This window comes from Peribacillus sp. NPDC096540, assembly GCF_050278525.1.
Taxonomy (GTDB): domain Bacteria; phylum Bacillota; class Bacilli; order Bacillales; family DSM-1321; genus Peribacillus.
The window spans coordinates 13589-37496 of the sequence record NZ_JBNNTG010000040.1; the positions used below are offsets into that span (position 1 = coordinate 13589).

General features: G+C 38.4%; 22 protein-coding genes and 1 pseudogene. 7 read left to right on the forward strand and 16 right to left on the reverse strand.

Going from position 1 to position 23908, the window contains the following annotated elements:
- Positions 1-172: 172 nt before the first annotated feature.
- The gene (locus ACQKMR_RS24095; protein WP_427699552.1) at positions 173-1576 is read left to right on the forward strand and encodes an amino acid permease; all 1404 of its coding nucleotides are present in this window, start codon (positions 173-175) and stop codon (positions 1574-1576) included.
- Positions 1577-1647: 71 nt separating this feature from the next.
- Here ACQKMR_RS24095 and ACQKMR_RS24100 read toward each other — a convergent pair whose 3' ends face one another.
- Positions 1648-2508 carry a MurR/RpiR family transcriptional regulator gene (locus ACQKMR_RS24100; RefSeq protein WP_427699553.1) on the reverse strand — a complete coding sequence of 287 codons (861 nt, stop codon included), beginning with the start codon at positions 2506-2508 and terminating at the stop codon, positions 1648-1650.
- A 205-nt stretch (positions 2509-2713) separates the two neighbouring features.
- Positions 2714-4087 (reverse strand): aspartate aminotransferase family protein, encoded by a 1374-nt coding sequence (locus tag ACQKMR_RS24105; protein ID WP_427699554.1) that lies wholly within the window; start codon positions 4085-4087, stop codon positions 2714-2716.
- A 1411-nt stretch (positions 4088-5498) separates the two neighbouring features.
- Here ACQKMR_RS24105 and ACQKMR_RS24110 point away from each other — a divergent pair.
- From ACQKMR_RS24110 to ACQKMR_RS24120, 3 genes are read left to right on the forward strand one after another with little or no spacing between them, the layout of a single operon-like run.
- Positions 5499-5912: an amidohydrolase family protein gene (locus tag ACQKMR_RS24110; protein WP_427699555.1), complete on the forward strand. Its 414-nt coding sequence runs from the start codon at positions 5499-5501 to the stop codon at positions 5910-5912.
- A gap of 46 nt (positions 5913-5958) precedes the next feature.
- Positions 5959-6204: an amidohydrolase family protein gene (locus ACQKMR_RS24115; RefSeq protein ID WP_427699556.1), complete on the forward strand. Its 246-nt coding sequence runs from the start codon at positions 5959-5961 to the stop codon at positions 6202-6204.
- Between the two features lie 40 nt (positions 6205-6244).
- Entirely contained in the window at positions 6245-6730 is a 486-nt protein-coding gene (locus tag ACQKMR_RS24120) for a hypothetical protein (RefSeq protein ID WP_427699557.1), read from the forward strand.
- 578 nt (positions 6731-7308) lie between these two features.
- Here ACQKMR_RS24120 and ACQKMR_RS24125 read toward each other — a convergent pair.
- Both ACQKMR_RS24125 and ACQKMR_RS24130 read right to left on the reverse strand, forming a co-directional pair.
- Positions 7309-8025 carry a GNAT family N-acetyltransferase gene (locus tag ACQKMR_RS24125; RefSeq protein WP_427699558.1) on the reverse strand — a complete coding sequence of 239 codons (717 nt, stop codon included), beginning with the start codon at positions 8023-8025 and terminating at the stop codon, positions 7309-7311.
- Between the two features lie 14 nt (positions 8026-8039).
- Positions 8040-9149, reverse strand: coding sequence for a mandelate racemase/muconate lactonizing enzyme family protein (locus tag ACQKMR_RS24130; protein ID WP_427699559.1), 1110 nt, complete (start codon positions 9147-9149; stop codon positions 8040-8042).
- A 105-nt stretch (positions 9150-9254) separates the two neighbouring features.
- On the opposite strand from ACQKMR_RS24130, the gene ACQKMR_RS24135 reads away from it, so the two are divergent.
- Complete coding sequence (locus ACQKMR_RS24135) at positions 9255-10514, forward strand: transcriptional regulator (protein ID WP_427699560.1); 1260 nt, start codon at positions 9255-9257, stop codon at positions 10512-10514.
- 89 nt (positions 10515-10603) lie between these two features.
- Here the strand turns inward: ACQKMR_RS24135 and nhaC are convergent, their stop codons facing one another.
- Positions 10604-12025, reverse strand: coding sequence for a Na+/H+ antiporter NhaC (nhaC, locus tag ACQKMR_RS24140; protein WP_427699561.1), 1422 nt, complete (start codon positions 12023-12025; stop codon positions 10604-10606).
- A 624-nt stretch (positions 12026-12649) separates the two neighbouring features.
- Between nhaC and ACQKMR_RS24145 the strand changes: the two are divergent.
- Positions 12650-13044 (forward strand): annotated as a pseudogene (locus ACQKMR_RS24145) (transposase); the annotation flags it as partial.
- Positions 13045-13412: 368 nt separating this feature from the next.
- On the opposite strand, the gene ACQKMR_RS24150 reads toward ACQKMR_RS24145, so the two are convergent.
- From ACQKMR_RS24150 to ACQKMR_RS24165, 4 genes are all read right to left on the reverse strand, one after another.
- A complete protein-coding gene (locus ACQKMR_RS24150; RefSeq protein ID WP_427699562.1) occupies positions 13413-14282 on the reverse strand; it encodes a putative protein N(5)-glutamine methyltransferase in 870 nt (289 codons plus the stop codon).
- A gap of 229 nt (positions 14283-14511) precedes the next feature.
- Positions 14512-14742 (reverse strand): hypothetical protein, encoded by a 231-nt coding sequence (locus ACQKMR_RS24155; protein WP_427699563.1) that lies wholly within the window; start codon positions 14740-14742, stop codon positions 14512-14514.
- Positions 14743-14795: 53 nt separating this feature from the next.
- A complete protein-coding gene (locus ACQKMR_RS24160; protein WP_427699564.1) occupies positions 14796-15068 on the reverse strand; it encodes a CPCC family cysteine-rich protein in 273 nt (90 codons plus the stop codon).
- Between the two features lie 28 nt (positions 15069-15096).
- Positions 15097-15330, reverse strand: coding sequence for a hypothetical protein (locus ACQKMR_RS24165; RefSeq protein ID WP_427699565.1), 234 nt, complete (start codon positions 15328-15330; stop codon positions 15097-15099).
- Between the two features lie 234 nt (positions 15331-15564).
- Between ACQKMR_RS24165 and ACQKMR_RS24170 the strand changes: the two genes are divergently transcribed.
- On the forward strand, positions 15565-16050 hold the full coding sequence (locus tag ACQKMR_RS24170) for a GNAT family N-acetyltransferase (protein WP_427699566.1): 486 nt from the start codon (positions 15565-15567) through the stop codon (positions 16048-16050).
- Between the two features lie 175 nt (positions 16051-16225).
- On the opposite strand, the gene ACQKMR_RS24175 is transcribed toward ACQKMR_RS24170, so the two are convergent.
- The 7 genes from ACQKMR_RS24175 to ACQKMR_RS24205 all read right to left on the reverse strand — a co-directional run bounded on the left by ACQKMR_RS24175 (position 16226) and on the right by ACQKMR_RS24205 (position 23546).
- On the reverse strand, positions 16226-16870 hold the full coding sequence (locus ACQKMR_RS24175; RefSeq protein ID WP_427699567.1) for an alpha/beta hydrolase: 645 nt from the start codon (positions 16868-16870) through the stop codon (positions 16226-16228).
- Positions 16871-17027: 157 nt separating this feature from the next.
- Entirely contained in the window at positions 17028-17489 is a 462-nt protein-coding gene (locus ACQKMR_RS24180; protein WP_427699568.1) for an N-acetyltransferase family protein, read from the reverse strand.
- A 51-nt stretch (positions 17490-17540) separates the two neighbouring features.
- Positions 17541-18545 (reverse strand): phosphotransferase enzyme family protein, encoded by a 1005-nt coding sequence (locus ACQKMR_RS24185; RefSeq protein WP_427699569.1) that lies wholly within the window; start codon positions 18543-18545, stop codon positions 17541-17543.
- Positions 18546-18952: 407 nt separating this feature from the next.
- On the reverse strand, positions 18953-20350 hold the full coding sequence (locus ACQKMR_RS24190; protein WP_427699573.1) for an amino acid permease: 1398 nt from the start codon (positions 20348-20350) through the stop codon (positions 18953-18955).
- Between the two features lie 294 nt (positions 20351-20644).
- Positions 20645-22162 carry a histidine ammonia-lyase gene (gene hutH / locus ACQKMR_RS24195; protein WP_427699570.1) on the reverse strand — a complete coding sequence of 506 codons (1518 nt, stop codon included), beginning with the start codon at positions 22160-22162 and terminating at the stop codon, positions 20645-20647.
- Positions 22163-22295: 133 nt separating this feature from the next.
- Positions 22296-22463 carry a hypothetical protein gene (locus ACQKMR_RS24200; protein WP_427699571.1) on the reverse strand — a complete coding sequence of 56 codons (168 nt, stop codon included), beginning with the start codon at positions 22461-22463 and terminating at the stop codon, positions 22296-22298.
- Between the two features lie 531 nt (positions 22464-22994).
- The gene (locus tag ACQKMR_RS24205) at positions 22995-23546 is read right to left on the reverse strand and encodes a GNAT family N-acetyltransferase (protein ID WP_427699572.1); all 552 of its coding nucleotides are present in this window, start codon (positions 23544-23546) and stop codon (positions 22995-22997) included.
- Between the last annotated feature and the right edge of the window lie 362 nt (positions 23547-23908).

Consider the following 23908-nt stretch of genomic DNA (forward strand, 5'->3'; position numbering starts at 1 on the left):
GTTTAATTTAATAATATTTTATTTTGTTTAATTAAGCAATGATTATTTCTTTTAGTATTTAATTTTGAATTTTTTATTTCAAAAAATCTAAAAATTGTGTAAACTATAATCAATCCAGTTTCGGTTAGGGTATTTGTAAACTTTTACACAACATTTTTCAGGGAGGTCTTACATGAAAAAACAACAGAATGAGTTAGAACAATCACTCAGTTCTCGTCACATGTCAATGATTGCTATCGGAGGCGTCATTGGTGCTGGTCTTTTTGTAGGTAGCGGCGCTGCCATACATAAGGTCGGGCCTGGCATCTTGGTCTCGTATGTAATAGCCGGTGTTTTAGTGTTCTTGATTATGAAGAGCCTAGGTGAAATGGCCACTTCCAATCCATCAAGCGGTTCATTTTCAGAATATGCTCGAGACGCAATTGGCCCTTGGGCAGGTACAACAGTTGGGTGGCTTTATTGGTTTCAATGGGTTGTCGTTATTGCCATTGAAGCCATTGCAGGTGCAGCCATCATCAATATGTGGTATCCAGGTATCCCTTTATGGTTTCTTGCTTTGGCCTTGACAATCGCATTGACTTTAACAAATATCTATTCAGTGAAATCCTTTGGAGAATTTGAATACTGGTTTGCCATGATTAAAGTAGCGAGCATCATCGCCTTTTTAATTTTAGGCGTATCTTATATATTCGGATTTTCAGGAGAATCGGCTGTTGGAATATCTAACCTTGTACAAAACGGGGGATTTTTCCCTAATGGTGTTAGCTCCGTCTTTGTGGGAGTCATCACTGTATTTTTCTCTTTTGCCGGTACAGAAGTAGCGACTATTGCAGCTGCAGAATCAAAGGATCCTGTTAAGTCTGTTTCTAAAGCTATCAATAGTACAATATGGCGTGTCTTAATCTTTTATGTAGGCTCAATAGCCGTAGTTGTGACATTACTTCCTTGGAATTCTGCTAATGTATTACAGAGTCCATTTGTTTCCGTTTTAGAGAACCTAGGTATTCCTTTTGCAGCTCACCTCATGAATTTCATCGTACTAACAGCTGTTTTATCATGTCTAAATGCTGGATTATATACAACATCCCGAATGCTCTTCTCTTTAGCCAAAAAAGGGGATGCCCCTAAATATTTTAGTAAGTTGAATAATAATGGCGTACCTGCTAGAGCTGTTTTTGCAGCTACCATATTTTCTTATATTGCTGTAGTGATGAGTTATGTTTCTCCTGAATTAGTTTTTCTGTTTCTAGTTAATTCATCAGGAGCGATTATATTACTAGTTTATTTGGTTATCTCCATTTCTCAGTTGAGGATGAGAAAAAGATTAGAAAGAGAGAATCCTGATGCTCTTAAAGTGAAGATGTGGTTGTTCCCATATTTGACTTATGCAACAATCCTGGGGATTTCCATCATATTGATTTCCATGGCTTTTATTGATTCTACAAGAAGCCAACTTTATTCAACACTATTATTAACGGGAGTAATCATTGTGCTGACTCATTTCTTCGGAAATAAGAAAATTAATAGCGCAGAGGATAAAAGTAAACTATCCAGCAATTTGCCTCCATTGAAATAAGGCAGAATATTATGATGTGATAATTTTAAAAAAGCCTTACTCTTCCACATTGGAAAAAGTAAGGCTTCTTTCTATTGCATCTTCTTTTTTTGAAAAACATCAAAATGACTCCAGATGTCTTCTAAAACTTCTAATCGATCGTGTATATCTTCCTGCTTCTCTTTTCCGACAAACATAATCAAAGCATTAATCAAGCTTAATGGTGCAACAAAAGAGTCAATAAAGCTAGGCATCTGACTGGATGCTGTCAACGGAATGTCCGCATGAGGAATAAGCGGTGAGAGTAAATTATCAGTAATGGCAATTGTTGTCGCATTTTTTTCCTTTGCAAAAGAAAACATTTGAATGGTACTTTTCGTATATCGATCAAAACTGACACCAATCACTACATCTTCCTCACTTAAATTATATAACTTTTCCGATGAATTCTCTAATGACTGCAGAAGTTCCACATTATTTAAAACAATTTGAAGATAATATTCTAAAAACACGCCCAAGGAAGTGGCACTGCGGTTTGCGATAACATATACTCTTCTCGCTTGTAATAAGCATTTCACCGCTTCATGGAATGCATCTTCATCCAATTTCTCCATAGTGGATTTTATGTTTGCGATGTCATCTTGGAAAACTTCGTATACTCCTGAAGACTCTTTATTGTAAACCTTTTGGGACATCTTTAATCGCTCTGTCGTTGTCAGCTGCTGCTTTACAGAATTCTGCATATACTGCTGCATCTCTGGATAGCCTGAATAGCCAAGCGAAGTTGCAAACCGCACAACGGTGGCATCACTGACCCCAGCCATTTTTGCTAATTTCCCAACTGTAAAAAAAGGTACGGTCGTTTGATTCTCTAATATATATGTAGCTATTTTCACGTGGGACTTGCTCATTTCCCCTATTTGTCCAGCGATGTTTTGATAGACGTTTGACATTAAAAAGAGCGCCCCTTTATTTATATTTATGTATTGAAGGAGTATCTATTTCCTTTTTGTGAATGATTATAATTTAACAATAGGTTTCTTCATCCTTTTTTGTCAAGTTAATTGCAAGTACCATGGTGGAATTAAAAAAGGCCGATCAATTAAAATCGCTTTGATCGGTCCTTTTTCTTTTCATCTAACACTCAGTTAAACTGAATTATTTCAGGATCCGTCCAATGGCTTCATCATGCGCTTCCACAGTTCGAAGAATATCTTCCTCCGTGTGTACGACAGACATCGAATAACGATTAAGCGGCTTTGTATAAATACCTAATTTTAATAACTCATAGTCAATCTCTTTTCTTAATTTCGTATTTGCCCTGCTCATATCACGATAATTTTTAATCGGGCCTTCGGCTAAGATAATGTTAAAGATACTGCCCATACCGACTGTTTGCATGTTTAAGCCATGTTTTTTATATACAATCTCAAGTTCCTTACGTAAAGATTGCGTCTTTGCAAACAAGTCTTCCATCGTTTCTTCTTGTTCTAATAAGTCAATAGTTGCTAATCCGGCGGCCAATATGGTTGGGTGACCATTGTATGTTCCACTATGATATAAAGGATTTTGTTTATTTGTATTATCTGCTCCGGCTGTTAAAATATCTCGTCCGCCTCTAGCTGAGCTAATCATCATTATTTCTTTTTTACCTCCAATGGCCCCTACTGGGAATCCGCCACCCAGTACTTTTCCTAAGGTAGTAATATCCGGTTTAATACCATATACTTTTTGAGCTCCCCCAATTGATATCCTGAATCCTGTTTTTACTTCATCAAATATAAGCACTATATTAAGTTCTTCTGTTATTCTACGAAGCCCTTCCATGAATTCTTGTTCAGCAGGAATGAACCCTCCTTGAATTGGCTCTAAAATAACACCTGCTATTTCATGTGCATGGGCACGTAGAATCTTTTCGGTAGATTCCAAATCATTGAATGGAAGAATGACAGTATTTTCAATGTAGTAATCTGGTATTCCTCTTGATTCTCCAACTGCTTTAGGAGCTGTTGCGTTTCCTGCTTGATCCATATCAGGGTTAACACTCACTAATACTTGATCATATCCTCCATGATAATGTCCTTCAAACTTCGCCAATTTCGGTTTTCCGGTATAAGCCACCGCGGTACGAATTGCAAGAAGTGTAGCTTCTAAGCCCGAATTCGTATAACGAACCATTTCAATACCAGGATATAGCTCTACTAATTTTTCCGCCATTGTTGTTTCCATCTTGTGAGGCGTACCGAATATAGTAGTTCCAGACTCTATCATTTGTTTTGTCACAGCATCAAATACTTGTTGATGACCATGACCTAAAATAAGAGCTCCATAACATAATAAATAATCGATATATTCATTACCATCTACATCATATAACTTACTGCCTTTTCCTTTTTCCATCATTAGTGGATGTGGCGGGAAGTATTTAATATGTGCTGTGACACCGCCTGGAATCACTTCACAAGCTTTTTCAAATAATTCAGCTGATTTTTTTGTTTTTTCTGATAATAAAGTTTTGTCATGTAGTATCATAATTAATTTCCCCTTTATATAGATTTTTTCTCATGCGAAGTATTTTTAAATAAATAGAAGAGATTTTTTAAAATTAAACAAACTTCTATTAAATGTGGAGATTTTTCAGACCAAACCCAGATATTCAATTGATTAAGCAACCAGGTCCAGGCCCGACCATAAGAAGATAAAAGATAATAAGGTATACACTTTGAAAGCGCTTCCACCAGCCATCATTTCAAGCTTCTCATTCACTTCCTGTTCTAGCCAATAGTAAATTTTCTTATTATTAAAATAAATATTTCATTATAAATCATAATATGAAATAAATGTTACAAAGTCAAGATTAATAAGGAGATTTTTGCTTATTTTTATTGCAAGATCTCAGAAATATAAATGCTAGCCCATACGGATGAAGCAGATTCAACGACTATTCAAAAAACCAGAAAAAATTTCTCAATAAATAAGCTGTAATCAATTTTTTCGACGGATATCTGATTTTAATGAATAAACGCCAATTAAGCGCTCCAAGAAAATGGCGCGCTTAATTGGCGTTATTTATCATGCACTACAAACATAACTGTGTCTCCTTGGCCTCTACCGGAGCAAATGGCTGTAATTCCTATACCACCGCAGTTATTTTGGGATGCTGAATTACATATTCTATCGTGGTCTATTTTAAAATAAACTAAACATTTATTCTATAGAGATTCATCCGGCGGTGCTCAGATCCCTACAACATTATAAACTAGGATAGAAAAATGAGACTGAAACTACGGAGTTTTCTGCATTGAACGGAGCTCAACTATATTGCTGAATTACAACGTACTTTTATTTAATTCGAAAACTTTAAAAGGTTTTTGCAATCAAGGCAAAGATTTTCTTTTAAAGTTTTATATCCATTTTCTTCAATTCGGTCACTATTGCACCTTCTCCCTCCTCATATTAATTTAAGGGGGGAGGAGGCTCATTTAGCACGCCACATTTTAAAATTTTAAATCAGAGGTTCTCTTTAAATATTTTCACTTTTATACTTTGAATTTCGTTCTAATGAAGGAGAAAATTTTAGAATACGTAACATTCTTTCAATCTCAGAAAGGATGCACTTACATTGTTTCATAGTTTTTTATTTCAAATTCATTTTGGCCGATTAATCGACATACTCAATTTATTAATAAGCTCTTGGTAATCCTTAGTATCATTTGGATCTATACCTTCCCTGACGTTTAGTATCTCGTATCGGTCATACTGTTCTGGAATAAGTTTTCCGTCTAGCATTATCCTGATCTAAGCAGCGCAACTTCAGAGGAAGAAGCAGTGGATTTATTAAAACAACACTATGAAAAAAGCGATAATAAGAAAAATCAATGGATATTAGGCTTCAGATGGTACCACTTATTTTGGGAAAAACAGAATTGCCCCACAGATTTTCTTGGATAAAGTATTCCCCGATCAACCCGTTTGTCTGCTGAATGCGGATGCCCATGGAGCTTGGCTGAACAGCAAAGGACTAGAAGTACTTGGAATAAATCGTGAAACCCCAGATCCCCCTTTTGGAAAAATCATTAGAGATGAAAACGGGGAGCCAACAGGTGTACTGGATGAAACCGCCCTTGGGCTGGCTAAAAAAGCATTTGAATTTCCATTTGAGCAACGTGTCCGTGTTTTTCAAAGTTTTTTAAAGATGGCCGCTAAATATGGAGTGACTTCTGGGGGCGATATGTTTCCTGTGCCTGGATTTGATATGGGGGATTTGGAAATTTATGAGCTGTTCGAAATAAAAAGGAGACCTTTCAGTCCGAATCGATTTTTTATCCACTTTAACCGGAGAGTTTGGTTATGTTAAGAAACTTAGAGATAAATATTGTTCAGAAAAATTAAATTTTTCTGGTTTGAAACAATTTTTGGATGGCGTTCCTGCTACATACACGGCTTATTTACTCGGACCGTATTACGATAACCCAAATACAATCGGTGAAACCCTAATGCCGCCAGAATTGGTTAAAGAGTTGATAACTAATGCAGATAAAGAAGGATTTAGAATAAGGTTGCATGCTTGTGGAGATGCAGCTATCAGACTAGCTTTGGACAGCTATGAAGCTGCTTGGGGCTGGAACATTTGTAGTTTTCTCCACTAGAGGTTCCATAAAAGAAACAGGGCAACAAATTGGAGATCTCTTGGAAAAATTAGCTCTAATTTCGGAATTACCATCGAACGTTGGGATCGGCTATGGAGAAACTGCATTGACTGCAGAAGAAAATGCACGACTTGCTTTAAATCATGCACAAAATTACGATTCTTTTTGTGCATTCCTTGTTGATGATAGAGGGATTATTGAAGGTGCTCTTAAGGAACAAGAAAGGATTTCTTATGGCTATCGAACGGAGAATAAGGAAATCAGTGAAAAACTTAAACAGTGTGGCGTCACGATTACAACACTTAACAAGATTTTGTCTGTACAAAAAAGAACTGGGAACCACTCTATAACAGCATCAATTCTAGCAGAATGGTTAAAAATGACACCCCGGAACGCACGGCGAATACTTAATGGTTTAGTCGAGCAAGAGATTGCCGAAATAATTGGTGAAGAAGCACCTACAGCTAAAGGAAGACTTAGAAAGATATATCGAGTTAATAGTGAATTGGAGACTAAAACGGAATAGACTATTAAAGTAGAGGGCACTCAATTCCTAAGTGTGAATTCTCTTAACTCACCTTTCAAATTAGATTAGGAGCAGAATGTCCTTTCAAAGGGTAATTCGGAAGTTTTGTGTGTTGTATTTTTACAGCTTTAAGAAAACTTGTAGATAAACCCTAACATTAACAAAACGCCATTTAAAGCGTTTCAGACTGTAGACAAACTCGATGAAAATTCGAGTTTGTCTACAGTTTTTTAACGGTTTGTACAATTTGAACGTAGCACCTCAAAGTGTCAAATGGTGTCCTACACTTGGGACTAGAAATTTCTTTTGGATAGTAAATTCCTTCAGTAACATCTATGGTGCCCTACTGGGTTTGGTATGTAAAAACAACTTAGTTCCAACACTTAATCTAATTTCTATTATCTTTTAAAGTTGATTTTATTATCCATTAGTAATTGGAATTGCATAACTTTATTTAGGATATTGAAAATAAAGTCATGTTCGCAATATTTGTCCAAAACAAGAAAAAGAGCAATGTAGTTGCTCTTTACAGACTCAAAGATATTATAATAACTCGCTAGCTATTGGCAGTTTTCCAATTAACTCGAATGCTTACTGCCATAAAAGACTAACTGTTTTCCTTCCTGTTCTTCCATTTTGAATCCATGCCAACCTTTTGCGAGTATTTCTTGCTGGGCTGCAATATCATTCATCTCAATGAACTGGATTTCCTGCCAATGAGATGCGTCCACTACCGACAATTCCTTGACAAATACATAACGCATTTGCCCCCCATATTTCTCCTTTAATGCTGCAATCTCCATTCCCTGGGCAAACTTATCCTTTAAACTCGGGATGTTAAAAGGCGCAACCGTGCAGCAAACATATCGGTAAGGCGAGTCGTGCTTGTTCAACTCCTTCATGATTAATGTTGCAAGTGTCTGTTGCATTTTATTTCCCCTGTATGCAGGCAGTACGTTGGAAATTTCCTGATAGATAACTTTCGACAGCTCGTTTTCTGTCAATCCGATATCTCTGCCTAGATGATCCTCATCAATAGGAGGAGTCAGCAACGCCCGGAACGCAATTAGTTCTTTACAAACGAATGCTCCAATCATCAGTCCATTTCCTTCTAGAATATATTGAAACTCTTCCTTGGTAAGCGGTTGAAGCACACCTTTATCGTTCAAATGTTGAACGACCTGTTCTTGGACTTGCAATATATCGATTAAATCCTCCAACACTAATTTTCTGACCTCAAAGCGCTTGTGATTTTCCCTTTCCTTTTTGATGGTTCCCTCATAAATCAATTCCAAAGTCGCTCCCCCTTTTATCGGATAACATCCTGAAAAACAGTTAATTCAACTAGCGTTTCTTCATTTATCTGTACACCTAATCCTGGTTTTTCAGTCAATCTTATATACGGCACATCATAGAATAGATTTCCAACATCCCTGGAGAATTTCAATGGACCGGTGAGTTCTACGCTTGTGATCACTTTCTTGGAAAAAGCTACATGGAATCCTGCTGCAGATCCAATAGAAGATTCAACCATCGAGCCTATCTGACATTCTAACCCAGCAAGCTCTGCTTGGTGGGCAAGCTTTACCGCAGGATATATGCCACCGCATTTCATCAGTTTAATATTTACTTTATCGGCTGCTCGTTTCTGGATAATTTCACGCATTTCCCGGGTGCCCTTTAACCCCTCATCAATCATCAACGGGATCGTAGACTTCGATTTTATTTCAACCATTCCATCAATGTCATCAGCAGCTACCGGTTGTTCAAGCCAATCAAGCTGGCATTCACGCAATTGATCAATCGCTATAAGAGTTACCGCACTGTTCCGCCACCCTTGATTAACATCTGCTCGTATAGCAATATTCTCACCCACACGGGCGCTTACAGCTTGAATACGTGCCACATCCTCACTGACATTGGTGCCAACCTTCATTTTAAATGACTGATAGCCCTTCTCGGCCATAGCAGCCGCTTCTTCGGCCATTTTTTCAGGAGAGGCTATACTTAAGACATGGGTAATCGGAAACTCATCATGATAACGTCCCCCGATTAACTGGTAAACTGGCTGCCTCAGCTTCTTACCCATGATATCAAAGCAAGCAATATCGATAGCCGCCTTAGCTGTAGGGGCTCCATAAATCGTTTTATCCATCAAATCATGTAGACTTTCGATTTCAAATGGATTCTTGCCTATCAGTATGGGTCCCAGCGTATTTTTCAACACTTGGTAGGTCCCTTCCAATGTCTCACCTGTCACATGTTCGTCTGCCACACCTTCCCCGTACCCAACAATCCCTTCATCCGTCTCTATTTTAACAAGAATCGATGGCATAAATTCGTAAGTATGGTAACTAACCACAAATGGCTCTTTAAGAGGTAGATGGATCGCATATAGGTGGATCGCTGTAATTTTCATTTCTAAAACTCCCTTTCGATTCACAAGATTGTACGAATTTGATATAGTTGTCGGTAATACACCGTTATTTAGGAATACATTAGCTCTTTCACTTGGAGGTTAACAATGAATACAAGAATTGCTGTCATTGGTTCCACTGAATTTATCGAAAGAATTGAATCCATCACATCCGAAATTGCTGAAATTGACTTGGACGCCTATATATACCAGAAACCTACTGAGGCCGGTCTGCTAATTAAGACTCTAAAGCCATGTGATGCTGTGTTGTTTTCAGGGGCGTTGCCGTACTATTTTTCAAAAAAATATCATGAGCATCTTCCGATTCCTTCTTTTTATTTAGCACAAGATGAGATATCGGTCGCTTCTTCCTTACTATCCGTGCTATATCATAAAAAAATCTCTCCTCACCGAATTTCCGTCGATGTTAGCCAAGCCTCCATTGTCACGAACGTATTAGCTGACCTCAAAATCGAGATGGATCCAAGCTATATCATGGATTACCAGGAAATGCTTGAGGACTCATTTGACATTTCACTGATCACATCTTACCATCAAAACCTTTGGAAAGATGGTTTCATTGATCTTGCACTAACAAGCGTACATTCTGTATTTGATCAACTGCAGCTTATTGGTGTACCTGCCATGCGCATGGTTGATCCTCGAAGTTCCATCTTTAAAGCACTGCAGGATATTAAAGCCCATACAGACCTAATTAAAAGCAGGTCTTCACAGATTGCCGTTTGCTATGTCATATCGGAAGAAGCGAACGCTCATGAACTGGTAGATGGGTTGGCACATGAAATTCAAGCCTCCGTCCAGTTACTTGAAGACTGCCATTTCATACTGTACAGCACCCGTGGTGATATCGAATCATTGATGAAGAGAAACGGTCTGAATCATTTTTTTGCCCAATTTCAGAAAAAGAGCACGATTGGTTTCGGATATGGTTCAACTATTATGGATGCAGATCGACATGCAAAGATTGCCCTCAGTTTTGCTGAGAAACATAGTGATGACAAATGCGGATACATTTTCACGGAAGACAAAGATTTGCTTGGCCCTTTTCCACAGCATACTAAACAGCAACGCTTGAAAAACGATCATCCCGAACTTCTTCAGGTGGCCAAACAGACAAAATTGAGCCCTGCAAACATATCTAAAATCATCCAGTTCAGTCATTCCCGCCAATCCGTCCAATTCACAGCTGCTGAACTAGAGGATTATTTACAGGTGACCCGTCGTACCACAGAAAGAATTCTAAAAAAACTATCCGATCATGGTCATGTGATCATCGTTGGAGAAGAAATGACCTATTCAAAAGGGCGTCCCCGAGCTGTTTATGAACTTAATTTGCCAGTATACTGAATCCAAAAAAAAGAAAGGTTCTCGTTGAGGGAACCCTTCTTTTCGAAGGGCTCTTGCTTTGGAGCATGTCCCATTAAAAGGTCGGCAAGTTATATTGGTAGAGTTGCTTCCTCTTCTTTCTTGATATTCTGAATTTCAGCTTCTGTCAATTTCGTAATTGTAAAGCCAGTCATCGCATAAATGATAGAAATAACCGGGATGATAAAATTCAGAATCGCATATGGTGCATAATCGAATGCATGCACACCAAGTGTAGCTAAAATAAACACTCCGCAAGTATTCCAAGGAACAAATACCGAAGTCAATGTTCCGCCATCCTCAAGTGCGCGGGATAGGTTCTTCGAGTGTAGTCCTTTATCACGATAAGCTTTTACATACATACGTGAAGGAATGACGATGGAAATATATTGTTCCGAGCATGTAATATTCGTCGCAAAGCATGATAAGACCGTTGATGCTACGATGCTTCTTGATGTTTTTGCAAATTTTAATATTTGCTTTACGATTGCTTGAAGCATGCCTGTGTTTTCAAGGATTCCACCAAATGTCATCGCAACAATCGTCATTGACACGGTGTACATCATTGAATCCAATCCGCCGCCGTTAAACAGCTTGTCGACCATTTTATTGCCCGTATCAATCACGAAGCCGCTTTGCAAAGCTGCTATTGCATTAGCCACGTTGCCACCTTGAATGAATATTTGTGATAAGAAACCGAGCAAGACCCCTATAATCAATGCTGGAATGGCTGGAACCTTTTTAGCAACAAGAATAATGACGATTAACGGAATGATCAATAGAAATGGGGAAATGACAAAGCTATCCTGTAAAACACGGATCGTTTGTTCAATATTCGCAGCATCCATATCTCCTTTCCCAAAATCCCTCCCAAGAATGGCGTACACGACCAAGGCAATGATAAAGCCTGGAATCGTTGTGTAAAGCATATGGCGAATATGCACGAATAAATCTGTTCCTGTCAGCCCGGATGCAAGATTCGTCGTGTCTGAAAGCGGTGACATTTTATCACCAAAATATGAGCCTGAAATAATGGCCCCCGCAATCATTGGCGCAGGAATCCCCATACTTAGGCCAATCCCCATCCCAGCAACACCGATTGTCCCCATAGTTGACCAAGAACTACCGATAGCCAATGATACCACTGCACAAATAACGGAGATGCTTACAAGAAAAAACGAAGGTGTGAGGATTTTGAGACCATAATATATCATGGTGGCAACAATTCCTCCGCCCATCCAAGCCCCGATTACCATCCCTACCAGAATAATGATGACGACTGCTGGCAGAGCGAGACGTATCCCCTTGTACATAGACTCTTCAATTTCACTCCACTTATATCCAGAACTCCAAGCAACAATAGCAGCAACTGATGTTCCTAAAATAAGTGGAATATGTGGACCCTGTTCCAGCCAGACAACCGTAATAGCCATCATTACAATCATGACGATGAGCGGTATTATTGCAACAGCGAATGACATTTCTTTTTTCATAAAGCATCCCCTTTGTTTTTAAAATTAATTAAATGACTCTAGTATTTTGGTAACTATTTAAAAACAAATAATACGTCGCTAAATAGACGCTAATAGAATTATCATAATATTCCCATGGATATTCGTCAATTAATTTTTTGAAAATTGGCTCTCTTTAGCGAATCGTTTGAGCATCCCCTATCGTTACCAAACAAAACTGCAGTAACAGCAGTTCATCTAAGAATTGATCATCGTAAGGCTCTTATTACGAGAAGACCCTTGCCCCGACATCGAGTGTAGAATGATCAAATATTCGAATGAATGTGAATTTCATATATTAAATTGGGTGGTTGGTAGAATGGATAAGCCCCTCTCAAATGAGAAGGGCTCAGACTGTAGACAAACACGATAAATAATTGAGTTTGTCTACAGTCTTTTTGAGGGTTTGTAAATTTTGAAAGTTGATTGGAACGTAGGGCACTCGCTTTCCGCGGGCGGTCCGCCCTCGGCGCCCTTTGCGCCTGTGGGGTCTCCCTTGGACACGCTTTTCCCGCAGGAGTCTCGCACACCCGTTCCAATCAACTTTGTTTTAATATTTAGATGGAACCCCTTTTGCCAACAGTCTTTTTTGTTTTAAATTAGAAGTATCTTTGCCCGGCAGGTGAATCGTTGAAGTATTCTACAACCACTAAAGAGGGCTATCGTGAGTACAAATCACCGAAACACATTTGTGCAACGTGTCCTTTTTTAGCACAATGTACCGAAAGTAAAAATCATCAAAAAGTAGTGACACGTCACATTTGCAAGAATACGTGGAAGAAGCAGATCATCTTCGCCATCACGAAGATATAAAACCAATTTATGCGAAACGCAAAGAAACAATTGAGCGAGTATTCACAGATGCAAAAGAAAAGCATGGCATGCGTTGGACAACGTTAAGGGGACTTAAAAAATTGTCGATGCAGGCGATGCTTACTTTCGCTGCCATGAATTTAAAGAAGATGGCCAACTGGACTTGGCGAGGTCCAGAAATGGCCTAAATAATGGCCTCGGAGAGGTCAACTACTCTCTATAACTGCTTCAATCAAAAAGGTTTCGGAATGAGACCATTCCGCAACCTTTTTGTCTACAATCTGAGGCTACCTTTTGTGTGGGAGGTACGACATCAGATATTAAGGCCTTTATTTCTTTTATAACCCCTGTTGAATTTAACTGCCCGGTTTTTTGCATACAAAAAAAGGTTGCCTCAGCAACCCTCTCGAATAGAAGTAAATCACTCGTTCGTTTAGTCCCATTTTACTTTCAAGCGTAGACATAAACCTTAAAATTATTTACGCGACTTTTTTATTTTGCCATATTTTTGACTTCCAACACCGGCTACAAGATCCATGCCAAGCATGTATCACACTCATTTGCGGACAGGGCTAGTCGCCCCATTGCTCTGAAGGTCGGGCTTGGTTCCGATGACGACGGTGGCGTCCAGTTCGTCGAATCTGGCCACATGCGGTATCAGCCCGTTGCAAACGAAAATCTCAACGGTCTTCGGGGCCTGACGCTCGCTAGTCTCGACCAGCAGGTGGCCGCCGGGTGCCAGCCAGAGTGGCGCCCCGGTCGCCACCCGCCGCTGGACGTCAAGCCCGTCCGAGCCTCCGTCGAGCGCCACTATTGCCTCGTGTATGCGGGCCTCAAGCGGGAGCATTCCGATCGCCTCGGTGGGTACGTATGGTGCGTTGACGACCAGAACGTCGACGCGCCCCCGCAGTGTGGAGGGCAGAGAATCGTAGAGGTCGCCTTCGTAAACGTGACCACCGGCGGCAATGACGTTGCGGCGAGCGCATCGCACCGCGGCGGGGTCGATGTCGGCGGCGTACAACTCGATTCGTTCCTGGGCAGCGGCTAGCGCGACGCCCACCGCACCTGATCCGCAGCACAGGTCAACCACGATGGCTCCTGGTCGGGTGAGATCGGCGGCCTGGCGGACGAGAAACTTGGTGCGCTGACGGGGTACGAAGACTCCCGGGTTCACCACTATCCGCAGACCGCAAAACTCAGCCCAGCCGATGACGTGTTCGAGGGGCAACCCGGTTACTCGCCGGTCCACCATGACGGCAAGGTCAGCTGGCGTCCGTGCCGCTGAAATAAGCAACCTGGTCTCATCTTCGGCGAAAACACAGCCGGCTGCACGAAGTCTGCTGACGATGATTGTATGAATGGTATCTCCTTGAAAGCCATCACAATTTACTTTCCCTGAGCTCAAAGATGTTTTCCTTAAGTCCATAAATTCCCCTCATTCCCATCTTTGTAACTTCCGGTTAGCACAAAAAGAAGAAGGAGTTGCTACGCTTCAACCCCTTTTCTTTAACTTAAGCACCTATATCGTTTATCAAAAAAAGGCGTACCACAATTGTAGTAACACCTTTTTATATGAGCCCTTAAAATTATATATTCGGCAAAGGGAAAAAAATCCCTTCTTCCACATAACGCCCCATTAATTGCATAAGAAACTTCTATAGCGGCGCTCCTCGCCGCCACCATCTACCACGAAAACCTGCTCTTAATGGTTCACCATTTCCTTGAATAGACAATTTACTTTCAGATTCAAACACCTGATAGTCACCAATTTTTGTTTTATGTAAAATCAAATCGTTTACGCTCACCATATTAGGATTTGAATAATATTCCATTTCTTTTTGAGAACATCCCCCAATCATGAATAAAAAAATTATTATTGAACACAAGCTACGAATATTTCCCACTCCTTATTAACGGAAAATCTCTGTATTTCTATTTTTTACACATACCGTCCTAATGGTTTCCAATTTCCATCCTTTATATCGGACCTTTCTGGTTTTCTTACGTTCTTCGAAAAGGCTCCTTCACTAACTCCTAATTTAATAAAGTTTTGTTGTGCTTCTCTAAAGGAAATATTATTTGCGCCGTCTTCATCTGGATATTTATATTGATAGCCATCATCTTCCCAAAAGCAGATTTCGCAAATTTCATAGGTGTCTGGTGGTTCTTCATTCAGTGTTTTATAACCGCAGCATGGACATGTAAATTTCATAAAATGTACTCCTTTTAGTAAATCACTATTAGTTCCAATCAATATCCATATAAATTTCGAAAAGTTTTCTTCCCTCAATCGTTCCATTTTCAAAAAGAGCTTTGGAAGTATCAAATTCTTGAGTTAACGAACCTCTAACTCGTGTAAGGTAGTACTCATCTGGATTTTGACTTATCCAGTATTCCTCATTTTTATAGTCAAAACTAAATTCTTCACCATTTTCTACACGTTCTTGCATTTCATTAAAATTCTCCAAGGTCATTTGTCTCACCTGCCTGTTTAGGTTTCCGTTAAATTATACCTTTTTCCTTATGCAGCTGTCCCCAAAAGCTGAATAAGAAAAAGCAAGTGCCTAACCCATGCTAGTTTTTGTTACAATAAATTCATGTACGAAAATCCTGTTAGGAGATGAGGATGTACATTTAAATCTCTATTTATTAAATAATTATTTTATAATGAATTTAAGAATATGGTTTATTTAGGAGGAAAGGTAGTTATGCTGAACATACGAAATGTAAAAATGGAAGACTTACCTGAACTTGTAGTTATCGAACATCTTTGTTTTTCAAAAGAAGAGGCCGCGACAAAGGAAGCGTTCGAAAATCGCATTCAATTTATCCCTGATAGTTTTTTTGTAGCGGAAGAGGATGGTGTGCTCGCGGGTTTAATCAATGGACCAGTCATTGACACAGCGTTCATTACAGATGATTTATTTAGTGAGATACAGGTAAACCCAGCGTCTGGCGGTTATCAAACTATTTTAGGGTTAGCGGTGTCTCCGCATTTCCAAAAAAGAGGCGTGGCATCCGCGTTACTTGCTCATCTTGAAAAAGAAGCGCGAGCGAACAAACGTGAAACGATTACACTTACTTGTAAAGAGAACTTAATTCGCTTCTATGAAAACCATGGATACCTCAACAACGGTTTTTCAAGCTCAGAGCATGGAAGAGCTATTTGGTACAACATGAGTAAAAAATTATAATGAAAGCTATATCAGCTTTAAAACAAAAAAAAGTAGCCAGTCCACATCATGGATGCCTACTTTTTTTCTTTTTACTGAACAGAGTAATATAAGCCGGCAGGATGGTTAATGCAAAAGATCAATGAACACAGTTTATCCTTCTTTATGAAGAATCGCACCCGTTAGCTAACAAGAATTATTTTTTTAAGAACTCGTTTTTTCTTTTCATTACATTTTCTAAGACTGTAATGGACCTTGAAGTATTAAATGGTTCAATATCTAAAGAATGATTAGCATTGGGGACTTTTTCAATTATTATATTTGTTTTATTTTCAATTACTTGGATTTTGCTAGAAATATAATGAGGGTCTTTTTCGCCTATAACAATAAGGATTGAATGATTACTAGTTAATAAAGCTTCGAACAATGAATCAAACTTTAATAGTGGTGTAAGCAAAATCATTTTAGAATTCATATACATATCACTTTTCATAAGACCGTTAATGATAGGAATTGTACCAAGTGATTTTCCTAAAAACACAGTTTCATGATATCGTTGATTTTTAAACACCTCAGTAATAATGGGATTGACATCATTAACAATGATTTTTGTGATATCTTCCAATGGAAACTTGAATATATCCTGGCCGTATGAATAATGAATATGAACGACATCATACTTATTCTGAAGCATTGTCATTGTCGAATAATAAAATAAAGGCTTCTCATACGTGTAACCCGCTCCAGAAAACATAAAACAAACAACCGGACTTCCGGTTTCAATATGTGTGTATTGAACTTCTTTTTCATTAATAATTGTTGTTCTTTGATTAACCTTCATAATAGTCCCCCTAGTATCATTCATTTTTTTAAAATCTTAAGTCTAAATAAAAGGGATACAATATGAAGTTCTTCTTATACAAACCTATCCCATTACTTTAATAAGAAAAAGCGACCTTCGTATATCGAAGTATCGCATCTGTTAGTTAAACAATAAACTATAACTGTTTATAAACAAATTCTCTGTACTTTATAAAGTGATGTTTTTTATAGAACTCTTTTGCATCATCGTTTTCAAACCAATAATCTAATTCAATTAAATCTATACCGTTCCTTTTCGCTATTTTATATACCTCTTCCATTAACCTCGTTCCATAACCTTTTTTCTTTTGATTCTCAACTATACTAATCTGATGCACATATACAGAATTATAACCATTTTTAAAAACATTTTCTGGATAGTTTCTAATCTCTATCCACACGTAACCAAGTGATTCTTCATTATCTTCTAAAAGAAGGAAAACAAAACTGTTGTTGTTGATTAAACTTTTGAATGTATCTTTAATTTCACTATAGTTATATTCCTTAGAATATTTGGGATAAAGTTTTGCATGCAAATTGTGAACATATTGATTTAATTTTGCAATTTTTTTATAATCAGTAGTTTGTCTAATTTGCATAATTTCCACTACCTATCTATTCCTATTTGTTCCATGCGAACCATCAATATCTTAAAAAATCACGTTCGAATAGAAGTGAACAATAGTACGACTTTCTTTTATTCTCCGTTCAATTTTTTGAACTGTTTTGTTTAATTGACTATCTGTATTCTTCAAATCGTACTTTTTATAGAAAAAACTATATAAAGTTAGATCTCTTAACTTTAAAAATAGAGGTATTGTTTCATAATCTTCAGGTGCAAGGTGATTTTCTGTCTCATATCCTTTTATGAATTCCCTCATAAATTTGGTAGCATATCCATCGAGGTCATTTACGCCCTCACGTTCTAAGCTCCACATAAAATAATACAGAGGTATTGCCAAATCGCTTGCAAACCAGTGGTTAGAACAGTCATCAAAGTCAAAAACAAAAATCTTACCTTCATGATAATGGAAATTGCCGTGATGAATATCAGAATGAATCAATCCAAAGTTATCTTGATGAACTGGAAGAGCATTTAATTTCTTAATAATTAATTCTTGTTGGTGTATCACTTGCTCTGGAACATCAACATGATAGAGTGTTGCATTCAATAATTCTTCTTCATACCAATTCAATCTTTTATATTCTGTTCCAGGCTTGTAACTTTTTGTTTTTTTATGTAGTTGGCCTATTGTTTTCCCCCATTCAAAAAATAAATGTTCGTTAAAATTTTCATCAGTTACTTTCATCCTTACACCAGGTGCTTTCTCAAACAGACAACAATAAAAATTTGTCCCATCAAGACCCGGTACAATTTCAACTAAGTTATTTTCTGTTGAAGGAATAACTTTCGGAATGATACTTCCATTATTTTGTAAATACTCAATCCACTTTAACTCAGCAAGCACTTGTTCTTTTGTACGATGTGATTGGTGTGTCAATCTCAAGATGAATGGTGTTCCCTCCCTGTAAACCTCAAATACATAGTTCTCTGCATCCCCAAGTTTTACTGGACTCTCTGCACTCACTTGAAAAAAACGCCCGGCCAATTCCACCATTTCATTTGTAAAAATCCTTTCTACCGCCGCTTCCATTATCTTCACTCCTATTAATGATGTTGCTTAAGCAACAAATGACTGGTTAGTAAAAAAACGAATTACATATGTTTTATACGATACCAAGGTACCTTTTCCCTTTATTTGTATATCATTCTTTTTTATACAGCTTTATGATAACAAGGGTAAATATATGTTCATATGTGTGAAGAGACTAAGAAAGAAATATTAGCAAACTCCTTTAAATCCCCTCCCCATTTAGCTCTACAAAAAAAGGACTGCATCAGCAGCCCTTTTTAAACTCTTTCACTTTTTATAAGCCAATAAGTAAATGATTTGTATTTGAAAGCATCAAATAGCATAAATCATTGGAAACTTTTCTTAACAATGAAAATTTAATTTATTTAATAATTAATTCGATTAAATTATTAAAAGCGACCTTATGCCTATTTTGCATTCCTGTGTTCATCGAAATCAATTTGACATTCTTCTAACGGAATTACTTTAGTTTTCTTAATTAATTTATAGCCAAACCACATCACCAAAAATAATGGGATACCAAGATAGCTAGCAATTACACTCGCCCACTCAATGTGATCTCCGAGAAAGGCTTGATAGTTTTGCGCCAATAAAACCGAAAAACAAAGGACAAATGAAAATATCGGTCCGAAAGGAAACCATTTTGAAAGATAAGGAAGATCATCCAGTGAAAAACCTTGAGCAATGTATGCTTTTCTAAACCGGTAATGACTTGCCGCTATACCCAGCCAAAATATAAATCCAGTGACTCCAACTGCATTCATTAGCCAAATATATATAACTCCATCACCGAAAATGGAAGCAAAAAATGCCAACATCCCTACAAGTGAAGTTACAACCAGTCCCCAAATGGGAACGCCGCGTTTGTTGAGCTTCCCAAAAATACGCGGTGCCAGCCCTTCATTTGCCATTGAGTACAACATTCGGCTTGTCACGTAAAGACTCGAATTACCTGCGGATAATACGGCTGTTAAAATGATAGCATTCATCACGGAAGCAGCAAATGCCAGTCCCACTTTTTCAAACACCATCGTAAACGGGCTAACCATGATCGTATGTCCCTGCAGACTGCTATTTGTATAAGGAACTATCAATCCAATAACAAATATCGCTAGGATGTAAAATAAAAAAATACGCCAAAAGATGCTGCGAACTGCACGTGGTACATTTTTTGCCGGATCTTCACTCTCACCGGCTGCAACACCAACTATTTCTGTCCCTTGAAAAGAAAAACCAGCAGCTATGAAAATACCCAATGTTGCCAAAAAACCGCCTGCAAACGGAGCATCGCCAACTGTGAAGTTTTTAAAACCAATCGCCTCTCCGTTCATAATCCCGAATATCATCAATATACCGACAACGATAAAAATGATGATGGTCGCCACTTTAATGAGCGAAAACCAATATTCCCCTTCTCCATACCCTTTAACGGATACGTAATTCAACAAGAATATCAAAACTAAAAACAAAGAACTCCATAAAAATGACGGGCTGTGAGGAAACCAAAACTTCATAACCATCGTTGCGGCAGATAGTTCCGCGGCAAGCGTCATAGCCCAAGTGAACCAATAATTCCAACCAAGCGCAAACCCAAGTGCTGGATCGATAAAACGCGTTGCGTAGGTACTGAAAGCTCCGCTGACTGGCATAAATGATGCTAGTTCTCCGAGACTTGTCATAATAAAATAAACCATTATACCAATAACAGCATAAGCGACCATAGCCCCTCCAGGTCCTGCAGTGTGAATGGCCGGCCCGCTGCCGAGAAAAAGCCCTGTTCCAATCGCACCGCCCAACGAAATCATCGTTAGATGGCGCGCTTTTAGTTTTCTTTGTAAAGTATTTGACGGCTGGTTTTGTTCATTTTTAGCAGGCAGTTGCAATTGCTGATTTTCCAAATTCGATTCCCCTCCAATAATGCAATTTTTTCTAGCACGAATAATGCAAAGTCAATCATTCTATCAATAGTTTACTTCCTCCGATTTTTACTATTTAAAGGTCATTTTCTCTTAATGAGGAGACCTTTTTTTGGATTTTAGGGATCTATGCAACAAAAATAATCGCCGGTATTTTAAAATTCGGTTAATCCGCACTTCATATTATGTCGTGGGTAAGCTCCTATGAATAAATGAATTCCAATCGATTTGATATAACCAGCTTGCCGCTACTTCAATATCTTTTGAAAAGATACGATCTTGTGTAATGCTAGGAATAAGCTTTCTTGCTTCCGTATAAAACTCTTTTGTAAATGGAGCCATCTTTTCTGTTCCACGGTATTCCACCGCCTGCAAGGCACAAATGAGTTCAATCGCCAAAACGCGACGAACGTTTTGAATGATTTGATGGGCGTGTCGGGATCCAATCGTTCCCATGCTTACATGATCTTCTTGGTTCGCTGAAGATGGTATGGAATCCACACTTGCAGGATGTGCGAGTGTTTTATTTTCAGAGACGAGTGAAGCGGCACAATATTGCATGATCATTGCTCCCGACTGCAAGCCAGGTTCCGGACTTAAGAATGGCGGTAAATCATTCAGCTGAGGATTGACGAGTCGCTCAATGCGGCGCTCTGAAATATTCGCAAGCTCGGCCACAGCGATTTTCATAAAGTCCATCGCAAATGCAATCGGCTGACCATGGAAGTTGCCTCCTGAAATAACCTTTTCACCATCATCAAAAATAAGCGGATTATCCGTTGCAGCATTCATTTCGATTTCCAATTTTTCTTTTACATAATCGAGAGTTTGCCATGATGCCCCATGCACTTGCGGGATGCAGCGAAGAGAATACGCATCCTGTACCCGCAGTTCCCCTTGCTTGGTGATGAGCTGGCTACCATTGATCATGCGACGGATCCGTTCTGCGACCTCTGATTGTTGGCGGTAACCGCGAGCTAGATGAACATCCGGATCAAAGGCGTCTTCAATGCCGCGTAACCCTTCTAATGTCATTGAAGCAATCGCCTCAGTTTGATGGGCCAGCTGTTCAGCTTCGATGTAATTGACAAGTCCCATTCCCGTCATGGCTTGCGTTCCGTTAATCAAAGCAAGACCTTCTTTTGCTTTAAGTGTCAGCGGAAGAATGCCTTCTTTCGATAAAGCTATGATGGCCTCCATTCGCTTCCCTTTATAGAACACTTCGCCCTCACCCATCAAAACTAGTGCCAAATGAGAAAGAGGCGCCAAGTCCCCACTCGCCCCGAGAGAGCCTTGCTGAGGGATGACCGGATGGATACGTGCATTCAAAAGCTCGATCAAATGTTCAATGACAACAGGACGAACACCGGAAAACCCTTTTAATAGCGCATTGGCACGGAGAAGGACCATAGCTCTTGAAACAGCCTCAGGAAACGGTTCTCCTACTCCGCATGCATGGGAATGAATCAAATTCCACTGCAGCTGCTCTACATCCTCTGCATCAATCAACACATCGCTGAACTTTCCAAAACCGGTTGTAATACCATAAACGACTTTCTTTTGTTTCACGATATTTTCAACAGCTTCTCTGCTTTTTTCCACTTTCTTAACACTATCGGCTGAAGCCGTGACAAACGCATTATCATACAATACCTTTTTCGCATCTTCAATTGTTAAAGACTGGCCCGTTAACATAATCATTTCCTACACCCCTTATTCTTTTTTTAAAACAAAAAAACAAACAAAAAGGAGACCATATTGACAGACTTATCCAGTCGTCAATACAGCCCCCTATTCACTAAATAACTATAGGCTTTTAATTATTTAAATGTGGTTAATTCCCAAGACAACCGCTTCTGTTTAAAACCCCGAACCGGTACTCCAATCGTTCAATATACGGCGACATTTGCAGCTCCATTGAACCGACTTTTCCTTTTCTATACAGCCAATTCATTCGCTTTAGTTCGCTTGTTAATAAGACTTCTCCCGCAAACGCGTACATGATCCATGGCGCCCGATTCTTTTATCGAATTCCTTTGTCATGCTGAGAATTCTTTTTAATTTTCTAAAAATACTAATAACTAAGTATCATTGTAAGCGGATACATATTATTCGTCAACATAATTTCACCATTTTATATTTTGCTTCGGATTCTCCTTGTATTTTAAGTGTATGATTGGTCGATTAATAAACCACAAGTGCACTCTTGTAGTTGAACAATTATCTTCTCATAAAATACAATTATTTACGGACTGTGACAAACCTTCTTGTGAAAACCCTTTAATAAAATTACCGAAATCTTTTTTCACATAATTTATTTAGTCGTCTTTTCAGATTTAAGAAAAAAACACCTAACCAAACCCACAACTATTCCAAACCCAAAAATCACTAAAACTTTATAGGGCTGCCTTAGCAACCTAATTATTATAATCAGGCACCCGTTACTTTAAATACATTAGTTCACAAAGCCATGTATAAATTTAAAGGAAATGTTGTTTGACCTTATTAAAAGTCTCTTTCTCTCAAATATATTTTAAATAAGATTGAGATCTTTTTTTATGATTGAGTACATATATAAATCATCGAATTTACCACAAGTAAATTCATAATGTCTCAGCAACCCCTCTCTTCTAAAGCCTTGCTTTTCTACTAGTTTTTGTGATGGGAGATTAGCAGGTTCAATTAGAGCCTCAATTCTTTCTAACTGAAAGTGATGATAACCATACTTAACAACGGCTTCCAATGCTTCACTAGCTATCCCTTTTCCCCAGTAATCTTTGCTTAATTCATATCCAACTTCAGCTCGATAATGTTTGGTAAGCATATTAAGAAAACCACAACTGCCTATAACCTTACCAGAATCTTTTAGTGTAATTCCCCATCTAATTCCTGTACCTTCTTCGTATATAGATTTGTACCACCTAATTTCATCCCATACGTCTTTTACTGTTTGGCAAGGTACTAACCCCATAGGTTTCACTACATCTTTATCAGATAGATATTTAAACATATCATTAGCATCCTCTATTATTACTTCACGTAAGATTAATCTTCTTGTTTCAATTATAGGAAATTCTTTTTCCATTGAATTTCCCTCCTCTCAGGTTTAAATAGAGTTAAACGTAAAAACAACATTGAAGCTATTATCTATTTCTTAACTGGTTCAATCATTACTTAATTTAAACCATTAATCAACGCTCTTTTACAACAAAAGCCAAAATATTGTTATAATGATAATTTTACCCTGTATTTCCATAAAAAAAGGAGGCGCCAAACAGCTCCCGGTAAGGAGATAAATCATCCGTTAGTTGAATTAATGAAGTAATCTTCTATTGATAAATACGTACACAATTTCTTTATCAAATTTATCCGGTGGAAAAGGCTTCTTTCCATTGTTTTCACGATCTTGATTTATTTCTTCTTGAAGGCGTCCTTGATATGCTCGTG